General features: G+C 67.8%; 19 protein-coding genes. 11 read left to right on the plus strand and 8 right to left on the minus strand.

Annotated features, from left to right (window positions below; all coding sequences use genetic code 11):
• Nucleotides 1-102: 102 nt before the first annotated feature.
• Both NJQ44_RS14565 and NJQ44_RS14570 read left to right on the plus strand, forming a co-directional pair.
• Nucleotides 103-660: an HIT family protein gene (locus NJQ44_RS14565; RefSeq protein WP_254272079.1), complete on the plus strand. Its 558-nt coding sequence runs from the start codon at nt 103-105 to the stop codon at nt 658-660.
• Nucleotides 661-682: 22 nt separating this feature from the next.
• Nucleotides 683-1,597 carry a cation diffusion facilitator family transporter gene (locus NJQ44_RS14570; RefSeq protein ID WP_254272080.1) on the plus strand — a complete coding sequence of 305 codons (915 nt, stop codon included), beginning with the start codon at nt 683-685 and terminating at the stop codon, nt 1,595-1,597.
• Nucleotides 1,598-1,713: 116 nt separating this feature from the next.
• Here NJQ44_RS14570 and NJQ44_RS14575 read toward each other — a convergent pair whose 3' ends face one another.
• Together NJQ44_RS14575 and NJQ44_RS14580 are read right to left on the minus strand one after the other, a co-directional pair.
• Entirely contained in the window at nt 1,714-2,271 is a 558-nt protein-coding gene (locus tag NJQ44_RS14575) for a YbhB/YbcL family Raf kinase inhibitor-like protein (RefSeq protein ID WP_254272081.1), read from the minus strand.
• 66 nt (nt 2,272-2,337) lie between these two features.
• On the minus strand, nt 2,338-3,627 hold the full coding sequence (locus NJQ44_RS14580) for a tRNA (N(6)-L-threonylcarbamoyladenosine(37)-C(2))-methylthiotransferase (protein ID WP_254272082.1): 1,290 nt from the start codon (nt 3,625-3,627) through the stop codon (nt 2,338-2,340).
• Between the two features lie 209 nt (nt 3,628-3,836).
• Between NJQ44_RS14580 and NJQ44_RS14585 the strand changes: the two genes are divergently transcribed.
• On the plus strand, nt 3,837-4,157 hold the full coding sequence (locus NJQ44_RS14585; RefSeq protein ID WP_254272083.1) for a HalOD1 output domain-containing protein: 321 nt from the start codon (nt 3,837-3,839) through the stop codon (nt 4,155-4,157).
• Complete coding sequence (locus NJQ44_RS14590; RefSeq protein WP_254272084.1) at nt 4,154-4,306, plus strand: DUF7331 family protein; 153 nt, start codon at nt 4,154-4,156, stop codon at nt 4,304-4,306. The genes NJQ44_RS14585 and NJQ44_RS14590 overlap by 4 nt, the downstream gene beginning before the upstream one ends.
• Nucleotides 4,307-4,337: 31 nt before the next feature.
• On the opposite strand, the gene deoC is transcribed toward NJQ44_RS14590, so the two are convergent.
• Nucleotides 4,338-4,976, minus strand: coding sequence for a deoxyribose-phosphate aldolase (gene deoC, locus NJQ44_RS14595; RefSeq protein WP_254272085.1), 639 nt, complete (start codon nt 4,974-4,976; stop codon nt 4,338-4,340).
• Between the two features lie 89 nt (nt 4,977-5,065).
• On the opposite strand from deoC, the gene NJQ44_RS14600 reads away from it, so the two are divergent.
• Complete coding sequence (locus tag NJQ44_RS14600; RefSeq protein ID WP_254272086.1) at nt 5,066-5,902, plus strand: DUF63 family protein; 837 nt, start codon at nt 5,066-5,068, stop codon at nt 5,900-5,902.
• A gap of 41 nt (nt 5,903-5,943) precedes the next feature.
• Nucleotides 5,944-6,420 carry a hypothetical protein gene (locus NJQ44_RS14605; RefSeq protein ID WP_254272087.1) on the plus strand — a complete coding sequence of 159 codons (477 nt, stop codon included), beginning with the start codon at nt 5,944-5,946 and terminating at the stop codon, nt 6,418-6,420.
• A gap of 1 nt (nt 6,421) precedes the next feature.
• Here the strand turns inward: NJQ44_RS14605 and NJQ44_RS14610 are convergent, their stop codons facing one another.
• Nucleotides 6,422-6,667 (minus strand): hypothetical protein, encoded by a 246-nt coding sequence (locus NJQ44_RS14610; RefSeq protein WP_254272088.1) that lies wholly within the window; start codon nt 6,665-6,667, stop codon nt 6,422-6,424.
• A 52-nt stretch (nt 6,668-6,719) separates the two neighbouring features.
• Here NJQ44_RS14610 and NJQ44_RS14615 point away from each other — a divergent pair, with 52 nt between their 5' ends.
• Together NJQ44_RS14615 and NJQ44_RS14620 are read left to right on the plus strand one after the other, a co-directional pair.
• Nucleotides 6,720-7,445 carry a guanosine phosphorylase gene (locus NJQ44_RS14615; RefSeq protein ID WP_254272089.1) on the plus strand — a complete coding sequence of 242 codons (726 nt, stop codon included), beginning with the start codon at nt 6,720-6,722 and terminating at the stop codon, nt 7,443-7,445.
• A 190-nt stretch (nt 7,446-7,635) separates the two neighbouring features.
• Entirely contained in the window at nt 7,636-9,081 is a 1,446-nt protein-coding gene (locus tag NJQ44_RS14620) for an HPP family protein (RefSeq protein ID WP_254272090.1), read from the plus strand.
• Here the strand turns inward: NJQ44_RS14620 and NJQ44_RS14625 are convergent.
• Nucleotides 9,078-10,247, minus strand: coding sequence for an NAD-binding protein (locus tag NJQ44_RS14625; RefSeq protein WP_254272091.1), 1,170 nt, complete (start codon nt 10,245-10,247; stop codon nt 9,078-9,080). The genes NJQ44_RS14620 and NJQ44_RS14625 overlap by 4 nt on opposite strands.
• 111 nt (nt 10,248-10,358) lie before the next feature.
• Between NJQ44_RS14625 and NJQ44_RS14630 the strand changes: the two genes are divergently transcribed.
• From NJQ44_RS14630 to NJQ44_RS14640, 3 genes are read left to right on the plus strand one after another with little or no spacing between them, the layout of a single operon-like run.
• A complete protein-coding gene (locus NJQ44_RS14630) occupies nt 10,359-11,579 on the plus strand; it encodes a potassium channel family protein (RefSeq protein WP_254272092.1) in 1,221 nt (406 codons plus the stop codon).
• Entirely contained in the window at nt 11,576-13,285 is a 1,710-nt protein-coding gene (locus NJQ44_RS14635) for a cation:proton antiporter regulatory subunit (RefSeq protein WP_254272093.1), read from the plus strand. Before NJQ44_RS14630 ends, NJQ44_RS14635 begins: the two co-directional genes overlap by 4 nt.
• A 42-nt stretch (nt 13,286-13,327) precedes the next feature.
• On the plus strand, nt 13,328-13,603 hold the full coding sequence (locus NJQ44_RS14640) for a ubiquitin-like small modifier protein 1 (RefSeq protein WP_254272094.1): 276 nt from the start codon (nt 13,328-13,330) through the stop codon (nt 13,601-13,603).
• Nucleotides 13,604-13,624: 21 nt separating this feature from the next.
• Here the strand turns inward: NJQ44_RS14640 and NJQ44_RS14645 are convergent, their stop codons facing one another.
• The 3 genes from NJQ44_RS14645 to NJQ44_RS14655 form a co-directional block, all read right to left on the minus strand.
• Nucleotides 13,625-14,530: a GNAT family N-acetyltransferase gene (locus NJQ44_RS14645; RefSeq protein ID WP_254272095.1), complete on the minus strand. Its 906-nt coding sequence runs from the start codon at nt 14,528-14,530 to the stop codon at nt 13,625-13,627.
• An 87-nt stretch (nt 14,531-14,617) separates the two neighbouring features.
• Nucleotides 14,618-16,237, minus strand: coding sequence for a hypothetical protein (locus tag NJQ44_RS14650; RefSeq protein WP_254272096.1), 1,620 nt, complete (start codon nt 16,235-16,237; stop codon nt 14,618-14,620).
• Nucleotides 16,234-17,493 (minus strand): hypothetical protein, encoded by a 1,260-nt coding sequence (locus NJQ44_RS14655; RefSeq protein WP_254272097.1) that lies wholly within the window; start codon nt 17,491-17,493, stop codon nt 16,234-16,236. Before NJQ44_RS14655 ends, NJQ44_RS14650 begins: the two co-directional genes overlap by 4 nt.
• Nucleotides 17,494-17,495 lie beyond the last annotated feature (2 nt).

Raw genomic sequence — 17,495 nt, forward strand, 5'->3', positions numbered from 1 at the left:
TCACCGTTCTAACCGACCGTTTTCGGCGTGAACGGCCGACAGATTTAAATACTGCCACTGGCCCGCCGAAGTCGTTTAGAGCGGGGCACCGGACCGTGGTGTATGGACAAAGTGTTCGCGCCGTGGCGCATCGAGTGGGTCGAACGCGAGGAGTCGAACCCCGAGGTGGACTGCGTGTTCTGTGCGTTCCGCGAGGAGGCCGACGACCGGGCGAACAACGTCGTCGCACGCGGCGACCACGCGTTCGTGCTGCTGAACAACTACCCGTACAACCCGGGACACGTGATGGTCATCCCGCACGTACACACGGGCGAGTACCGCGAGTTGGACGACGAGACCCTCCTGGACGTGGCCCGCCTGAAACAGCGCGCGTTCGACGCGCTCGAAACCGGCCTCGGTCCCGACGGCTTCAACGTCGGCTTGAACCTCGGCGGGGCGGCCGCCGGGGGGTCCATCGACGACCACCTCCACACCCACGTCGTCCCGCGATGGGAGGGCGACACGAACTTCATGCCCGTGGTAAGCGACACCAAAGTCATCGTCGAAGCCGTCGAGGACACCTACGACCGCTTGCACGCGGCGTTCGCCGAACAGGACGGGGCTACCGTCGACGACGAGTCGACGGCCGTTCGGGTCACGGAGTCCCGAAAGGGGCTTTGAACAGGCCCGTCTACTCCCGTCCATGTCGCGCCGCGCTACGCTCCGCCGGGTCGGTCTGTTGGTCCTCGGAGTGAACCTCCTCCTCGCGGTCCTCAAGGGGGCCGTCTGGGTTACCACCGGGAGCCTCGCGGTCCAGTCCGAAGCGGTCAACAGCGCGGCCGACACCGCGTACTCGCTGGTCATCGTCGCTGGCCTGTACCTGACGACCCAACCGCCCGACTTCGAGCATCCGCACGGCCACGAGCGCATCGAACCGTTCGTCTCGCTGTTCGTCGCGGCCGGTATCTTCGCCGCGGGCGGCGTCGTCCTCTGGCAGGCCGGGCAGTCCCTGCTGTCCGGGAACGTCGCCGTCGCCCGCGGGCCGATGGCCGTCGGCGTCCTCGCGTTCTCCGCGGCGGCGAAGTACGGCCTCTACCGCTACTGCCTCGGGACGGGCCGGGACAGCAACTCCCCGGCACTGGTCGCGACGGCGAAGGACAACCGCACCGACATCCTCACCGCGGGCGCGGCGCTGGTCGGCGTCCTCGGCGCGACGCTGGGCTACCCGCTCGCAGACCCCCTCGCGGCCGTCGTCGTCGCCGTCGGCATCCTCTACACCGGCGTCGACGTGGTCCGGGACAACGTCGCCTACCTCGTGGGGGCCGCACCACCCGAAGACCTGCGCCGGGAGATTCTCGAACGGGCGCTCGACCACCCGCAGGTGCAGGGCGCACACGACGTTATCGCCCACTACGTCGGCCCGGAAATCGACGTGAGCCTCCACATCGAAGTGGAAGGCGACCTCACCCTACGGGAGGCCCACGACATCGAGACGGCAGTTATCCAGGCGGTGCAGGAACTCCCGGAAGTCGACGACGTGTTCGTCCACGTCGACCCGAAGGAACTCGGCGAGTGGAAAGACGACGACGAGGTCGAGCGGTTGGCCGACCTGAAGTGAGATACCGTCGGCGGCGAGCGGGAAACCGCGTCCTCGCTGGAAGCGGACCCGAGAGGGCGGACGGCGACGAGTCACCGTGGACGTTCTGCGAGGCGCGACTCGACTGAGCGACGCGGTCACTCGGCGTCGGCCGGGCGTTCGTAGGTCCGGACGAACCGCTGACTGGCGACGGTCGCGGCGCTGATAGCGTCCAGCGCGTCGTCGTTGGCGGTCCCGCCCGGAAGGTCCAGCGGCGAGTCGAGGGCGGACACCTGAAAGCGGTAGTCTTGGGTCGCGCCGCGGGCCGGACAAGGGGCGGCGTAACCCGGCGCGTCACCGCCGGACCGGCCCTGTCGCGCGCCACCGAGCGAGTCGAGCGAGGCCGTCCGCGGGAGGCCAGCGGGAATCTCCCGACGGTCGGCGGGCACGTTCCACAGCGTCCAGAGCACCGGTTCGATGATGGCGTCGCGGTTCGCCTCGGCGGTGACGGCCACGGCTTCGACCGGTTCGGGGACGGACTCGACGGTTATGAGTGGCGACTCGCCCGCGCCGTCGCAGGTGTAGCGGGTCGGGAGACGCTCGTCACCGGGGAACGAGACGGAGAACGGTTGGCCGTCCGTCTGCCCCTGTCCGGCGCATCCGGCGGTCGCTCCCAGCGCCGTTCCGACAGTCGCCAGCAGGCGTCGCCGTCGCATACTCGATGCTGGTGGCCGTCGGTACTTCGCGGCTTCGGTGTCGGGCGGCGGTCCGCACCTGCCGCCTCAATCGGCCGCTCGCACGGGTTCGCGGTCGACGGGCACGCCGAAGGCGTAGACGGTGTTGTGGCTCGTAATCTCCACGTCGACGGTGTCGCCGATTTCGAGCCCTCGGTCCTCGGCGTCGGCGACGACCACCTGCCGGTAGGCCTCGTCGTAGCCCACCAGCGACTCGTCTGTGCCGTCTTCCACCAGCAGAACGGCGGACTCGCGGCCGACCATGTCCTCGTAGGCCTCGCCGGTGACTTCCATCTTCAACTCGCTCATGGGCTTCGAGCGGTCCTTCTTCGTCTGTCCGCCCAGTCCCTTCATGTCCGCGGCGTCCGTTCCGGGCCGCTTCGAGAAGCGCGTGACGTTGATTTTCTCCGGTCGCGTCTCCCGGAGGAGCGCCATCGACTGCTCGTGGTCGGCCTCGGTTTCGGTCGGGAAGCCCACGATGAAGTCCGTCGACAGCGTCCAGTAGTCCAGGGCGTCGTCGAACGCCTCGACGACCTCCAGATACTCCGAGACGCTGTGCTGGCGGCGCATGTCCGCGAGCACGTCGTCGGACCCGGACTGCACCGGGGCGTGGATGAAGTTGTACAGTTCGTCGTGTTCTGCGAACACCGCCGCGAGTTCCTCGCGGACGCCGTGGAGGCCCTTCGGGTTCGCCATCCCGACGCGGACCCGAAAGTCGCCGTCGATTTCGGTGCAGATGCGCTCTAAGAGTTCCGGCAGGAGACTCGTCCCCTGATTGCGGTCCCAGCCGTAGACGCCGGTGTCTTGACCCGTAATCCGAATCTCCTTCGCGCCAGCGTGGACGAGCGCCCGGGCCTTCTCGACGTTCTCTGCGACGGAGGGCGACTCGATACGACCCGTCGCCTGCTTCGTGATGCAGTACGAGCAGTCACTCATGCACCCGCGGGCGATGGGGAGGATGCCGACGACGCCGTTCAGTACGGTTTCGGTGTCGGGCGTGACCGTCGGACATTCCCCGTTGAGGACGTGTTGGGGCACGTCGTCCCAGTGGAGGACTTCCGCGTCGATGTCGGCGTCGCGGAACTGCTCGCCCTGCGCGAGCGCCATGCATCCGGTGACGACGAGGTCCGCCGGCGTCTCGGCGTCCAGTTCTTCGGCCCGTTTGAGCATGTTCCGCTCCGTCTTCTCCAGGACGGTGCAGGTGTTGAGGATAGCCACGTCGGCCGACTCGGGGCCGTCCGCGGGGTGGTGGCCGCCCTCCCGGAGCGCCTGCTCTATCTGTTGGGTCTCACCTCGATTGGAGGTACACCCGTACGTCTCGATGTGGTAGCGGGCCATTCGTCTAGGGGTACGGCTTCCGCGTCAAAAGGACGACGGATTCGCGCTGCACGGCGGGATAACGTCCACGATTATACACATCATTCTACCGGTTTGTCGAGAATAGTCCCACCTTACCGCCGCCGATACGACGTGCGTAGTGTCCAGTTCGAGTGACTAATTACACGTAGCCACCACCGCTATTGGCCTAACTATCACACGTTGGGGCGATGAGTAGGAGTGAGATGCGGTCACCCCCTGTGGTGGCGTCAATCGCGTCCGATTCGTCGACAGACGATATCGTTCACGCGATCGTCAGTGCCGTCGCAACGGCTACCGACCAATCCGTCGTCGATATCGACCCGCCGCTGTACGACTGCCTCGACCCGGACGCGCTCGGCCGCGTCATCGAAACGGCCGAGAGCGCCGTCGTCGAGTTCAGACACGCTGGCTGTGCGGTGACCGTCGACAGCGACGGCACCGTGACCGCCGACCCAGTCGCTCGCGGCGGCACCGCCGACCGCTCCGATGACTCGCCACCACTGTCATGACCACAGAAACCGACGTTCAGACCCACGACACTACCAGCCCAGTCGACGACTACACGGCCCTGCGAATCGACGGGGAACTCGTCATCTACGACCCCGACAACCACCGCGCGTGGCTCCAATCGACCGAAACGGCCGAGCTACGCCGCTGACCGCCCACCCGCTGACGCGGCCCTCCACCCGCTACTCCCCCCGCTGTTCGCGCCACTGTTGGACGATAACGTCCCCGCTGGACGCGCCGATGCGCTCGGCCCCCGCCTCGAACATCGCTTTCGCTTCGGCCCACGACCCGACGCCGCCGCTGGCTTTCACCGGAAGGTACTTGCTGAGAATCTCCACGTCGTGAACTGTCGCGCCGCCCTCGCTGAATCCCGTCGCCGTCTTGAGGTAGGCCGCGTCGGCTTCGGCGACTAATCGCCCCACGCGGTCGAGTTCCTCGTCGGTCAGTAGCGGCGCTTCGACGATGACTTTCACGGGAATCGGCACCGCCGCCACGGCTTCGGTGAGTCGTTCCTTGACGGCGTCGTCCTCGCCCGCCTTCAGGCGGCCGACGTTACAGACGATGTCCAGTTCCTCGGCCCCGTCGTCCCACGCCTGCCGCGCCGCGTGACAGGCGGTGTCCGTCGCGCCCTGTCCGTGCGGGAAGTCGATAACCGTCGTGAGCGGGACGTTCGCGTAGTCGGTCGCCAGCGGGAGGTAACACGGCGGGATGCAGGCCCGCATCCCGTACTGGATGGCGTCGTCGAGGCACGCGCGCACGTCGTCCGGCGTCGTCGTCGGCCCGAGAACGGTGTGTTCTATCCGGTCGGGTACGTCGTCCATATCCACAGCACAGGGGGCGGATACCTAAACGTCTCGGGCGGATGACCGATGCCGGAACCTTTTCGGCACCACGGGCCGCCGTGGGGGACATGGTACTGCCCTCGGGGTTCGCGCTACCGCCGTTGCCGTACACGGCCGCGCTCGTCGGTGGGACGTTCGTGGTCGCCGCCCTCCTCGTCGCCCTCGAACCGCCAATCGACCAGCGAACGGTGGTGGCGCTCGCGCCGTGGATGGCTATCGGCGGGTCGCTCCACGCGCTGAATCAGCCGCCAATCGAGTTGTACACCGCGGCGATACGCCCGCTGTTCGGGACCCCGGCAGTGTACTTCACGACGTTCGTGACCCTCGGCACCGTGTGGGTCCTCCTCTCGCTGTTCGGCGTCCGCCGCGGCCACGACGAGAACGTCTCGCGCAACCTCGGCCTCGTCGGAACGGGCGTTCTGACGGTGTTACTCTTCCTCGCCGCCATCTCCGCGCTTCGGTCGGGACTGCTCTCGCTGGTGTGGCCGACGGTGTCCGTCGTCGTCGCGCTAGTGCTCTCGGCCGTGACGCTACTGGTCGTGGCGCTGTGGCGCACCCCGCTCATCGTCCGCAGTCGCTACGCGGCGCCCGTCGTCGTCTTCGCACACGCACTGGACGGCGTGTCGACGGCCGTCGGCACCGACGTTATCGGCGTTGGCGAACGTTCGCCGGTCCCGCGGGCCATCATGGACTTCGCCGGAACGCTCCCGATAGCGTCGACCATCGGTGAGGGGTGGCTGTTCATCGCCGTGAAACTGTTCGTCGCCGTCCTCGTCGTCGCCCTCATGCACCAGTATCTCGAAGAGGAACCGGTCGAGGGGAGCCTCCTGCTGTCGTTTATCGCCGCCGTAGGCCTCGGCCCGGCGACGAACAACATCGTCCTCTTCCTCTTTACCCCGGTGTAGCTTCCAAACCCTCATACCCTCCCCCCACGCAGATGCCGAGTATGCTGGCCTTTCCGCTCGGACAGTGGATGTTCGTCTGTCTGGTCTCCGGTGCGTTCGCCGCGGTGCTGATGAACATCCCGATGTACGTCCAGCCAGAAGGGTATCGCCCCGCGTACGTCGCCGCGGGCGGCCTGACCGGCGTCGACCCCCGGGACGTGCACACGGCCCTCGCAGTCGCCCTCCACCACGTCACCGGCACCGCGGCGGGACTCCTCTACGGTCTCGTCGTCTTCGTCCTCGCGGCGATTCTCCCGACGGCCGTCCCGCTCAACGGTATTCCGGCGATTCCGCACCTGCTCGGCGCGACGGCGGTGACGCTGTTCATCTACTTCTTCTTCGAGCGCATCGCGATGCCGCGGGCTGGCGGGAGTTTCCGGGCCGACCGGGAAGACATCGTCCAACAGTGGGCGCTCTCCTCGTTCATCTACGGAACGACGTTGGCGCTGTTGACGCCCGTCGCCGTCACCCAGTTGTGACTCAGCCGAGTCGCTTCGACATGTTGCGATACATCACCGCGTAGAGGAACGCGGCCGCTATCGCACCGAACGGGAGCGCGAACGCCCACGGCGGGGCCGTGCCACCGGCGGTTCGCTGGACGTAGACGGCGAGAAAGGCGAGGCCGAATCCGATGACGACGGCACCAAGGGCTGGCCAGCGCATCCGGTCGTCGAACGGCGAGAGACTGTCGCTCATGTCCCACCCCTCGGACTCCGCCCACCTCATTGTTCCGGGCGGACCCCCGGCGTTCTTGTAGGTTGCCGGTCGAACCACGGCTATGGCGAAACAGCCCCATCTGCTGGTCGAACCGGGCGACCTGAACGACGTTGCGCTCCTGCCGGGCGACCCCGGTCGCGTCGACCGCATCGCCGGTCACTGCGAGGACCACGAAGTCGTCGCCGAGAACCGCGAGTACAAAGTCGTCAACGCGACGTACGACGGGACCGACGTGACCCTCTGTTCGACCGGTATCGGGTCCCCGTCGGCCGCTATCGCCGTCGAGGAACTCGCCGCCGTCGGCGTCGAGACGTTCGTCCGCGTCGGCACGACGGGGGCGCTCCAGCGCGGCATAGAAATCGGCGACATGGTCGTCGCCACGGGCGCGGCCAAAGACGAGGGGACGACCGAGCGCTACGAGTCGACGACGGTGCCCGCCGTCCCCGAGTACGAGACGCTGTCGGCGCTCGTGGATGCCGCCGAGGCCAACGACGAAGACGTACACGTCGGCCCCGTCGCCACGGACGACGCCTTCTACGCGGAAACCGACGAGTACGTCGCGAACTGGGAGGCCGCCGGACTGCTAGCCGTCGAGATGGAGGCCGCCGCCATCTTCTCGCTGGCCCGCCGGAAGGGACTCGCGGCCGGTGCTATCTGCACCGTCGACGGGAACCTCGTCGAGGGGACGCAGAAAGGCGAGACGAGCGACGAGGAACTCCCCGAGAAGGCGAAAGACAACGTCGACCGCGCCATCGCTATCTCGCTCGACGCGGCCGCCTCGCTCTGAGGTTGTCGCGTCGTCCGTTCCGGTGCGACGGGGTCCGCGACCCGGGAATCCCCGGCCGTAACCGGTTGCCCGGCAACGGTGTCGGGACGTTCCGGTTCCGCCTACCAACACCGTTTGTAGCAACTCCCACGGTCGCTCCGGGCGGTGGGTTTTAGACGCTCCGCCGCACGCGGTAGATGTAGACGTCGCTATGCTCGACCATCTCTTCCAGCGGGGCCGCGACGCGGTGGCGCGCGCCCGCCGCGTCGAGCGCCGCGAACTCCGGGAATTCCGCCGGTGGGCCGAGACGACCGACCGACTGGTCCACCTCTCGGTGCTGGTGTTCGTCCCCTTACTCATCGGCCTCGTCACGGCGCTCGCCAACGCCCTCCCCACGCTCACCTTCCTCCTGTTCCCGCCGCTGGCGTCCGGGACGTACACGCTGTTCGTCGACCCGCGGGGGCGCTACTCCGCGCCGGGGCGTTTCGTCGGAGGTCTGACCATCGGCGCGGCCTGCGGCCTCGGCGCGCTCTGGGTGTCGAAACACGCGCTCGCGGCCCCGCAAGGGGAGTTTCAGGTGGCCGCGGCCAGTGCGGCGCTGGCCGTCTTGGCGACCGGCGTGGTGACGTGGCCGCTCGACATCGAAGAGCCGTCGGCGTACTCGACGGCGCTGCTCGCGCTGTTGGTCCAGCCCACCCAGCGCGTGCCCTTCCTCCTGAGCATCTTTCTGGCGAGTTCGCTGGTCGCGAGCGTGTTCGTCGTCTGGCGGTCGCGGTTCTACGACCGGCGGGCGACGGTCCTCTACGAGTCGACGACGGGCGACGACCACGTCCTCGTGCCGATGCGCGGCGAACACGCTGGCGCGACGGCGATGCTGGCCGGGCGGTTGGCGTCAGCCCACGAAGCGGGCAAGGTGGTCCTGCTGGACATCGTCGAGAACGTGGCCCACGCCGAGGCCAAGCAGGCGCTGTTGGAGGGCCACGGCCGCGGGACCGCGGAGTCACCGCCGAACGACGCGGTGACCGAGTCGATGCGGGCGACGGTCGACCGCCTCGAAACGCATGCCGACCGCGTCGAGACGCAGATGGGCGTCCCCTGTCAGGTCGTCGTCGCCGCGAGCGAGGACCCGGGAGTGGCGACGTTGCAGGCCGCCGAGGAGGCGAACTGCGACCTCGTCGTCGCGCCCTACGAGAGCGAACACGGCGCGCTGACGCCGTACCTCCGCCAGTTGTTCCGGGGCAGTACGGACGTGGTCGTCCACCGGTCGCGCGAGGGGCGTCGGCGCTGGAAACGCGTCCTCGTGCCGGTCCGACGGGCCAGCAACGTGGCACACCACATGATAGATTTCGCCCTCCGTCTCGCTGGCGGGAGCGGCCACGTGGCCGTGGCGACGTGCATCGGCGACCGGAGCAACGGCCGCCGCCGCGCGGAGTCGATGCTCGCAGACCTCGTCGAACCGTTCGCGGGACCGATAGAGACGCGGGTCGCACAGACCGGCATCCACTCGTTTCTGAGCAGCGCCGGGCCGCAGTACGACCTCATCATCGTCGGCGCGAGTCGAGACAGAAGCGCCGCCTCTCGGTTCGTCGCGCCGCCGACGTTCGAGCGGTTGGACGACATCGACACCGACGTGGCAATCGTCGACCGGAGCCGCTAAATTTCGGCGTCTTCCTCGCGTTCGATATCGAGGAGGTGGTCGGCGATGTTCTCCATGCCCTCGCGGCCCAGCGCCGACTGGACGAGGAGGTGGCCGCCGATGAGCGCGGGACTGATGACGGTGTTTGCCCCCGCCCGGCGGAGTTTCTCCACGTTCTCTCGTTCGGTGGCCGCGGCGACGATGTTCAGGTCCGGGTTGAGGTTGTGGGCTGTCAGAATCGCGAGGGCGTCCTGCGCGTCGTTGTTGGTAGCGGCGACGGCGGCCCGCGCATCGGAGATACCGGCCTTTTCGAGCGGTTCCTCGTCGCTCGGGTCCGCGGTCAACACGGCGATATCTCGCTGTTGGAGTCGCGCCGCCGTGTCCGGGTCCGGCGTGATGACGATGAAGTCCGTCGTCCCCACGAGTTCGTCGATAATCGGTTCTGTCAGGTCGCCGTAGCCGAGAACCACGACGTGGTTCTCGAACAGTTCGAGTTGTGCTTCGGTCATGTTCCCGAGTGCTTCGGAGAGTCGCTTCTCGATGGCCGGGCCGAGCAGTGACCCCAGTGCGATGGCGAAACTCGCCGTGCCGAGGACGACGACGGACATCGCGAAGAGCGTCGCCTGTTCGGTCGCCGGGGTCAGGTCGCCGTAGCCGACGGTGCTGGCCGTGACGAGCGTGTAGTAGAAGGCGTCGGTGAGCGTCGAGACGTTGTTGAACTCGTCGCGCAGGGCGTATGTCCCCACCGTCCCGTACACTTGCGCGCCCAACAGTGCCGCGCCCGCGGCCAACTGAGCCGTCGAGAGGTCGACTTCGCGGTCGAACCGACGGCGGTTCAACAGCATGGTCGGCAGGGACACCAGCGAGAGCACCACGAGCGGAACGGCGAACGCCGACGACTGGACGATGCCCTGTAGCGCCGACACCGGCAGCAGGACGACGGTGCTGTACCACGCGACGCGCAAGCGACGGCGCAGGCCGACCACGCTCAACAGGAGCGAGAACCCGGTCAGCGCGCCGGTGAACCCGGCCGCTCGCTGTGCGCTGTGCGGGACCACGTCGGCGAGCGGGCCGCTGATGGTCATCGCGCCGATGTTGACGACGCCCGTGGCGAACGACAGCACCGCCACTAGCGTCGGCAGCAGTATCGTCGCCCGCGCGCCGAGCCACTCCCGCGACCAATCCATATCTATCCTCTGTCGATGGGGTGGTGTAAATGTGCTGTCCTTCGGCGTCCGTATCCGGAACTGCCTCACGGTGGCGGAAACCCTTTGGCTTCGGGTGCGCAGGGTGGGTGTATGGCCTCGCTCCCTATCGAGATTCTCATCGGTATCTATCTCGGCCTTCTCGTGGGCGTCATCCCCGCGCTCGCGTCGTGGACGCTGGGATTCGTCTTCAAGTACTTCACCGGGGTGACCCTCCCCGGGTTCGGTGTCGCCGTCCTCGCTATCGCGCTCGCGGGGGTCAGCGGTGGCCTGTTGGCGCTTGCCGACGAGTCCATCACGCAGGCCCCGAACGCCGAGCGCATAATCACCGCCATCATCCTCGTCGGGATGGTGTCGCTGTACGCCCACAGCAAGGGCGACAAGATGGGCGCGACGATGCCGAAACGGCTCTCACTGAAGGGGTTCCGTGACAGGAAACTCTCTGCGGACGTCGTCGAGTTCGTCGGCGGCCGCGACGAGATACGGATTCCCGTCGTCGGCGAAGTCGCCGACATGGAGGGGTACCCGCCGCTGTCGGACGCGCTTCGGGCGGAGATTCGGGCCGGCGAGTGGACCTTTCCGGCGGACCTCCGCATCGGCGAACTCGAAGCGCGGATGGAAGAGCGCCTGCGGACGGAGTTCGAGTTGGGCGACGTCGCGGTCACCATCGACGAGAAGGGGCGGGCCACCGTCGTCGCGGCCCCGCCGTTCTCCGGCCTCTCCAAGCGAGTGGCCGACGGTCGCCACGCCGTCTCCGTCGACGCGCTCCTTCCGACCGGCCTGGCGCGAAACGACGAAGTGACCGTGCTCACGCCGGACGCGCAGGTCCGGGGAACCGTCGTCAGCGCGCGCACAGACGGCGCGAAAGAGGACGTGGAGACGCCTGACGAACCGGAAATCCTCGACGACGACGCGCCGCCAGCGCCGGTGCGCGCGCCGACGACGGACGGGGGCGAGGGACGACTCACGGTGGCGGTCAACCGCACCGACGCCCAACCGCTGCTGCGGAGCGAGTCGGCGAAAGTCGTCGTCGAACCGCGGGGGACTCGTCGGGAGTACGAACTCGTCTCGCTGCTCCGACGGGCCGGGAGTCGGTTTCGTCGGCTGACGATTCGCCCGAACGGCGCGCTGGACGGCGTGGCGTTGGGTGAGGCACATATCCGCGAGACGTACGGCGTCGCCGTCGTCGCCGTCCGCAAGCAAGGTGGGTGGAAACTCTCGCCGCGGGGGGAAACGACCATCGAGGCCGGAGAAGAAGTGTACGCCGTCGGGTCGCGCGACGGCCTCGACGCGTTCGCGGAGGCGGTCGCATGACGCTCCTCTTACAGGGCGGTTTGGTCCTGCAGGGCGGGTCGACGACCGACGTCGTTGTCCGACTGCTCGCCCAGTTGCTCGGCATCGGCATCGCCGCCGCGGCCGCCGCGGCCGTCGTCGCGCTGGCGTACCGCTGGTACGTCCGCGAACGCGTCCCCTCGGGGCTGGGCATCCTCTTCGGGTTGAGCGTCGTCGCCGTCTACCTCGGCACGACCGGGGCGCTCGGCGAGGTCATCGGCGGACAGGAGGATGTGCTCGCCTCCAGCAGCGTCCTCCCGAACCTCGCGGCGTTCGCCGTCGGTGCGGCCGCGTCGTCGGTTGGCACGCGCGTCGGCGACCGACTCGGGACGGACCTCTTCGCGGCGGCCGGCGGCCGGGACGTCGACGCCGACGTGAGCGAAATCGTCCAGACCGTCGGGCGCGTCACCGCGGTCCACCTCCCCGAAGACATCGAAGACATCGTCGGCTACGACCCGGTCCCCAAGGCGACGAAAGAGACGCTCTCGGGCCGCCGGTTCCTCTTTCCCCGACGGTTGACGAAGAACGAACTGCGCGACCGACTCGTCACGCGCCTCAAGACGGACTACGGCGTCGGCCACGTCGACCTCGAACTCGCCGACAACGGGACCGTCGAGTTCCTCGCCGTCGGGTCACGCGCTGCCGGTATCGGACCGACGCTCCCGCCAGCGACCAACGCCGTCGCCATCCGCGCGAACCCGGCCAACGCCGCGAGTTCGGGCGACCTCGTACAGGTGTGGGCGAGCGACCCGCTCCAGCGCGTCCTCACGGGCGAACTCCGCGGCGTCGTCGGGGACGTGGTGACCGTCGCCATCGACGCGGCGGACACGCAGAAACTCGACCCCGCGACGGAGTACAAACTCGTGACGCTCCCCGTGCAGGACCGGCCCGACCGGGAGTTCGCGTCGCTCCTCCGAGCGGCCGACGAGACGATGGACACCGTCACCATCGAGGCCGGGAGCGCCCTCGTCGGGCAGTCCGTCGGGTCGCTCGCCGTGACGGTCACCGCCATCACGCGCGAGGACGCCCAACCCGAGACGATTCCCTCGCGTGACCGCGTGCTCCGGGCGGGCGACGTGCTGTACGCCATCGCGACGCCGGACGCCCTCCGGCGGACCGAGGAGGCCGCCGTCGGTTCGGACGCGGCGGCGGGCGACGAGTCGGACTCGCCGACGGTAGCGACCGACGAGAACAACGAACCCGAGGAAGCCGAGAGCACGACAGAGACCCGGGACGCGGAGACGCCCGCGGACGACGAGCAAGCGGACCCGCTGGCCGCTATCGAGGACGATGACAGTGACGCCGACGACGATGACGCTGACGTGTTCGACTCGCTCGACATCGAGGGGGAACCGACCGACGCGTCGCTACTGGACGACGAGACGGCCCCCGAACCCAAAGACGGCGTGGAAATCTGGGACCCGGACGAACGCGTTCCGGACCCGGACTCGGGGACGGAGGCGGAGGCGGAGGCAGACGGCGAGGCGGATGGTTCGGAGACGAACGCCGACGACAGCGGTGACGAGGGCGAACCGACGACGAACGCGGAGGACGACGACGACGGACCGGACGAAGACGCCGACGACGGACCGGACGAAGACGCCGACGACGGACCGGACGAAGACGCCGACGACGGACCGGACGAGGATGCGAACGGCGGACCGGACGCGGACCGCGACAGGGAGTGACCGGTCCGCAACCCTCTTTGTCCCCGACGGCCGGGATGTGGTATGGAGTGGAAACTGTTCGCACACCTCCGGGACGCCGCCGACGCCGACAGCGTCACGGTCGACGTCGCGGACGGCGCGACGGTCGGGACGGCGCTGGACGCCCTCCTCGACTCGCGGCCCGCGCTGGCGGCGGAAGTCCTCGACGACGGTGACCTCGCGGAGCACATCCGCCTGCTGGTCGACGGCGAAGACCCGTTTCTCGCGGACGACGGTCTCCAGACGACCGTCGACGCGGACGCCGAACTGGCGCTGTTTCCGCCGGTCAGCGGCGGCTGAGCGGCCGGGCGCGACGGGCGATTACGTCAGGTCCGCCGCCAGCACGAAGTCCGGCCAGTCGGCGAGGTCTGCCCGGACCGACGCCGCTTGTGCGACGTGGCGCGGCGTCTCCGGGATGAGTACGCGCGTGCCGTCGACGCCCAGTTCGGCGGCGTCGGTCCGAATCGCGTCGAACAGCGCCCGGGCGGCGTCGCGGTCGTCCCACGTCCCGACGGCGTACTCCGCCAGCGTCTCGTCGGCGGTGGGGTCGACCGTTTCACGGACCCGGCAGGCCATCCCGCGCGTGCCGTCCCCCTTGACCGCGAAGACTGCCTGTTCCTCCGCGAGACGGTGCAGGCGCTCGCGGGTCAACTCCGAGAGCGCCCACGTCTGTCCGGGGTCCAGCGCGAGTCCCGAAAGCGTCGTTCGCCCCTCGCTGCCGGTCCAGTAACTCCACGCCGCGGCGGGGTCGGCCTCGACGATGAGGCCGTCGCCGTCGGCCTCCGAGTCGGTCGCTCTCGGGGACGGGTGCGCCCACCGGAACGACGTAATCGGTTCGAACCCCGTGGTGATGGACTGGCCCAGACCGGCGTCGTTCCACGAGAACACCATGTTGCGGCCGACGGTCGCCCCGCGGTCGCTTGCCCACTCGAACAGGTCGTGGACCATCGCCACGCCGAGTCCCTCGCCGCGGTGGTCGGGGTCGACCCGGATGCCCTGGAACCACGCCTCGTGGTCGGTGAGCATGACCGCCTGACAGAGTCCGGCAGCGGTGCCGCCAACCTCGGCGACGACGGTGCGTTGGGTCGGGCCGTCGCTCTCGACCCACGACTCGAACACTTCGGGGATGTAGTCGACGGTGTCCTCGCGGTCGGCCCACACCTCCGTCGCGAAGGCAACGATGTCGTCGTAGTCGTCGAGACGGGCCTGCCGGACGGTCGGAGACATACGCTATCGGAGGTGCCGTGGCGACAAAAAGGCACGACTGGAGAGCGGCGGCCGTGCGAGGAACCCCATCTCACGAGAAAGAGGGCGTCACTCGTCCGGCGGCGTGTAGCCCGACGAATCCAGTTCGGTAGTGTCGGGGACGTACAGGTTCCGTTCGATGTACGACCAGTCGTCGAAGCCGTTGCCAGTGCCGTCGGACGAATAGGTGTAGCTATCGGCGGGCCTATTGTAGTTCATCACGCTCCGGTACTCTGCATACGAGTACCGCTCGCTGTCGATGCCGTTGTAGCCGGTAGCTCTCAGACCGACCGAGTGGCCGAGTTCGTGCATTATCACCGACCCGGTGGCCGTGGACTGGTCTTTCACAATCATCGTGCCCTCACTGTGCACTCCCACGGCCCCGCCAAGGTCTGCATTGTCGACCAACAAGAGGTGGTGATAGCCGTAGCCCTCGTTGTCGAAGTACTCTCGCTCGTAGGCGCTCCACGTACCCTGGTCGAAGCCTTCCTCGTCGGGGATTCCTCGGTCGTCGACCACGAAGTGGAGGTTGATTCCGGTGGAACCGTCTGGGTTCGAAACGGGTGCCGCGGCGTAACTGTCTTCGATACGAGAGAGTCCACTCGTCGGAGCGCTCGTCCCGTCGACGACGTCCACCTCGACGTAGATGTCCGTTCTGAGCGGGTCCGCGCCGGGGTACCGGTCTGGATCGTTCACTTCGAGACCGTCGGGGATGCCGTCACCGTCGGTGTCGGCCGCCTTCGGGTCGGTCCCGAGCGAGAGTTCGACGGCGTCGGCCAGCCCATCGCCGTCCACGTCCCGTCTCGTCGGGTTCGTTCCTGCGTCGAGTTCTCTGTCGTCATCGAGTCCGTCGAAGTCGGAGTCCGCCTGTGTCGGGTTCGTGCCGTGGTCGGTGACCTCGGCGTCGTCGGTCAGGCCGTCCTCGTCGCTGTCGGCGACGAGCGGGTCGGTACCGTATTCGACGAACTCTCGCCCGTCGGTGAGTCCGTCGCCGTCGGTGTCGGCCGCCGTCGGGTCGGTCCCCGCGTCGAGTTCAGCGTTGTCGCCCAGTCCGTCACTGTCGGTGTCGGCCGCCGTCGGATCGGTCCCCGCGTCGAGTTCCGCACTGTCGGCCAATCCATCCTTGTCCGTGTCGGCCGCCGTCGGGTCAGTGCCGTGCTCGTCGACTTCGACGCCGTCACTCAGTCCGTCCTCGTCGCTGTCGGCGACGAGCGGGTCCGTCCCGTACTCTTCTACTTCCGTTCCGTCGACGAGTCCGTCGTCATCGGTATCTGCGACGAGCGGGTCGGTGTCGTACTCGTCGAGTTCCGCCCCGTCGGTTAGCCCGTCGTCGTCGGTGTCCGCGACTGCCGGGTCGGTACCGGCATCGAGTTCCGCACTGTCGTCGAGTCCGTCCCCGTCGCCGTCGGCGGCCGTCGGGTCAGTCTCGTGTTCGCGTACCTCTTCCGGGTCGGTGAGTCCGTCGCCGTCAGTGTCGGCGGTAGTTGGATCAGCACCGTTCGCCCGCTCCGCGCCGTCGTCGAGGCCGTCGCCGTCGGTGTCGGCGCTCAACGGGTCGGTCCCGGCCGTCAGTTCTGTCACCGCCGGGACGCTGTCCCCGTCGAGGTCGACGACGTTCGTCACACCCACGACACCCCCCGACGCGCCGACGAGGAGGACGACGAGCAGGACGCTCTTGAGCGCCGTCACCGTTCGAGCCCTCCGTAAACCTGCCCGAATCGGTCTAACTCCCGAGCAGCGTCGGCGTGGACGAGACCGGGAACGTAGTCGTACGCGACTTCGTACACCGCGAAGTTGCCGTCGAACAGGCCGCCGTATCCATCGCTTCCGGGCGCGATATCGAAGACGTAGTTGCCGCCGCGGTCGCGAGCGAGTTCCATCACGCCAGCGAGATTCCGGAACCACTCGAACTCGACGTCGTCGTGGCGGTTGTATTCGAGCAGCGTTCGCGTCAACACCGTCGCGAAACCCGTGGTCAGGCCGATTCGTCCCTCGCGGTCGAAGTGTTGTGGAACGGGGTCGCAACCGATGTGGTTCACGAGTTCGACGACCGCCGTCTTCGCCGGTCCGAACGCGATCGATTGCCGGTTCCACCCTTCGGTGTGAAACAGGAGCGGATGGTGGAGCGAGTCCGGTCCGCGGTCCGCCTCCGCGTCCGGGTCGTCGGTGACCGACCACTCCTCGATGAGTGGATGCATCTGCAGCGACCCGTCCTCTGCGAAGCCGGTGGCCGTGAGCGTAAACGCTCGGAGTTCGTCGGCCTGTGGTGAGTAGACGAGTCCGACTTGCGTCCCGTCGTCACCGGTCGGCGTTATGGTGTTGTCGTCGTGGCCGTTGTCCATCGTGAAACTCCACGCGAGCACGTCGTACGTGGGGTGATACCGTCGGTAGGCCTCTCTGAGTATCGCCGTCTTCGCTCCAAAACGGCGGCCAGCGACAGCGTTGTCTATCGAGATGAGCAGGCTGTGAGCGTAGTCCAGCGACGTACCGAAATCGTCCGCGTTCAGCCACGCCTCTCGGTCCCACTCTTTCGGTGCGTCCCGTCTGGCGTAGCGGAACCGTTCCGTCTTCGCTTCCTCGAACCGGTCGTTGTCGAACGCCTCGACGAACCGTCCGAGCGACCTTCCGGATGATTCGTCGTACTCCTGGTAGTTTCGCTCGCGGTAGAGTTTCAGCGCCTCGAAGTCGACCCCGTGGTCGTCTCGCTCGGCGTCAGTCTCGTACGCGAAGGCCGGATGGCTCTCGGTTAGCGGGCCGACATCTCCCACGAGGGCCGACAGTTCGTCCCGCCGCTCAGCGTCTCGAACCGGTGTCAAATCCCACCGATACTGGGCTGGCCGATTCCGGTCGGCCGCCTTCACAGAACCCGCGATTGCGCTGCCAGCCAGCGTCAATCCGACCGACCGAACGACCGCTCGCCGACTCACGGCGTTTCGATGTCGCATCT

The sequence above is a fragment of the Haloarcula marina genome (genome assembly GCF_024218775.1).
GTDB classification, from domain to species: domain Archaea; phylum Halobacteriota; class Halobacteria; order Halobacteriales; family Haloarculaceae; genus Haloarcula; species Haloarcula marina.

Coding starts and splice junctions, on each gene's coding strand:
- NJQ44_RS14570 (WP_254272080.1), top strand. CDS start 683: ATGTCGCGCCGCGCTACGCTCCGCCGGGTCGGTCTGTTGGTCCTCGGA.
- NJQ44_RS14585 (WP_254272083.1), top strand. CDS start 3,837: ATGAGTAGGAGTGAGATGCGGTCACCCCCTGTGGTGGCGTCAATCGCG.
- deoC (WP_254272085.1), bottom strand. CDS start 4,976: ATGGACGACGTACCCGACCGGATAGAACACACCGTTCTCGGGCCGACG.
- NJQ44_RS14625 (WP_254272091.1), bottom strand. CDS start 10,247: ATGGATTGGTCGCGGGAGTGGCTCGGCGCGCGGGCGACGATACTGCTG.
- NJQ44_RS14590 (WP_254272084.1), top strand. CDS start 4,154: ATGACCACAGAAACCGACGTTCAGACCCACGACACTACCAGCCCAGTC.
- NJQ44_RS14645 (WP_254272095.1), bottom strand. CDS start 14,530: ATGTCTCCGACCGTCCGGCAGGCCCGTCTCGACGACTACGACGACATC.
- NJQ44_RS14620 (WP_254272090.1), top strand. CDS start 7,636: ATGCTCGACCATCTCTTCCAGCGGGGCCGCGACGCGGTGGCGCGCGCC.
- NJQ44_RS14635 (WP_254272093.1), top strand. CDS start 11,576: ATGACGCTCCTCTTACAGGGCGGTTTGGTCCTGCAGGGCGGGTCGACG.
- NJQ44_RS14610 (WP_254272088.1), bottom strand. CDS start 6,667: ATGAGGTGGGCGGAGTCCGAGGGGTGGGACATGAGCGACAGTCTCTCG.
- NJQ44_RS14600 (WP_254272086.1), top strand. CDS start 5,066: ATGGTACTGCCCTCGGGGTTCGCGCTACCGCCGTTGCCGTACACGGCC.
- NJQ44_RS14615 (WP_254272089.1), top strand. CDS start 6,720: ATGGCGAAACAGCCCCATCTGCTGGTCGAACCGGGCGACCTGAACGAC.
- NJQ44_RS14655 (WP_254272097.1), bottom strand. CDS start 17,493: ATGCGACATCGAAACGCCGTGAGTCGGCGAGCGGTCGTTCGGTCGGTC.
- NJQ44_RS14575 (WP_254272081.1), bottom strand. CDS start 2,271: ATGCGACGGCGACGCCTGCTGGCGACTGTCGGAACGGCGCTGGGAGCG.
- NJQ44_RS14565 (WP_254272079.1), top strand. CDS start 103: ATGGACAAAGTGTTCGCGCCGTGGCGCATCGAGTGGGTCGAACGCGAG.
- NJQ44_RS14580 (WP_254272082.1), bottom strand. CDS start 3,627: ATGGCCCGCTACCACATCGAGACGTACGGGTGTACCTCCAATCGAGGT.
- NJQ44_RS14630 (WP_254272092.1), top strand. CDS start 10,359: ATGGCCTCGCTCCCTATCGAGATTCTCATCGGTATCTATCTCGGCCTT.
- NJQ44_RS14640 (WP_254272094.1), top strand. CDS start 13,328: ATGGAGTGGAAACTGTTCGCACACCTCCGGGACGCCGCCGACGCCGAC.
- NJQ44_RS14605 (WP_254272087.1), top strand. CDS start 5,944: ATGCTGGCCTTTCCGCTCGGACAGTGGATGTTCGTCTGTCTGGTCTCC.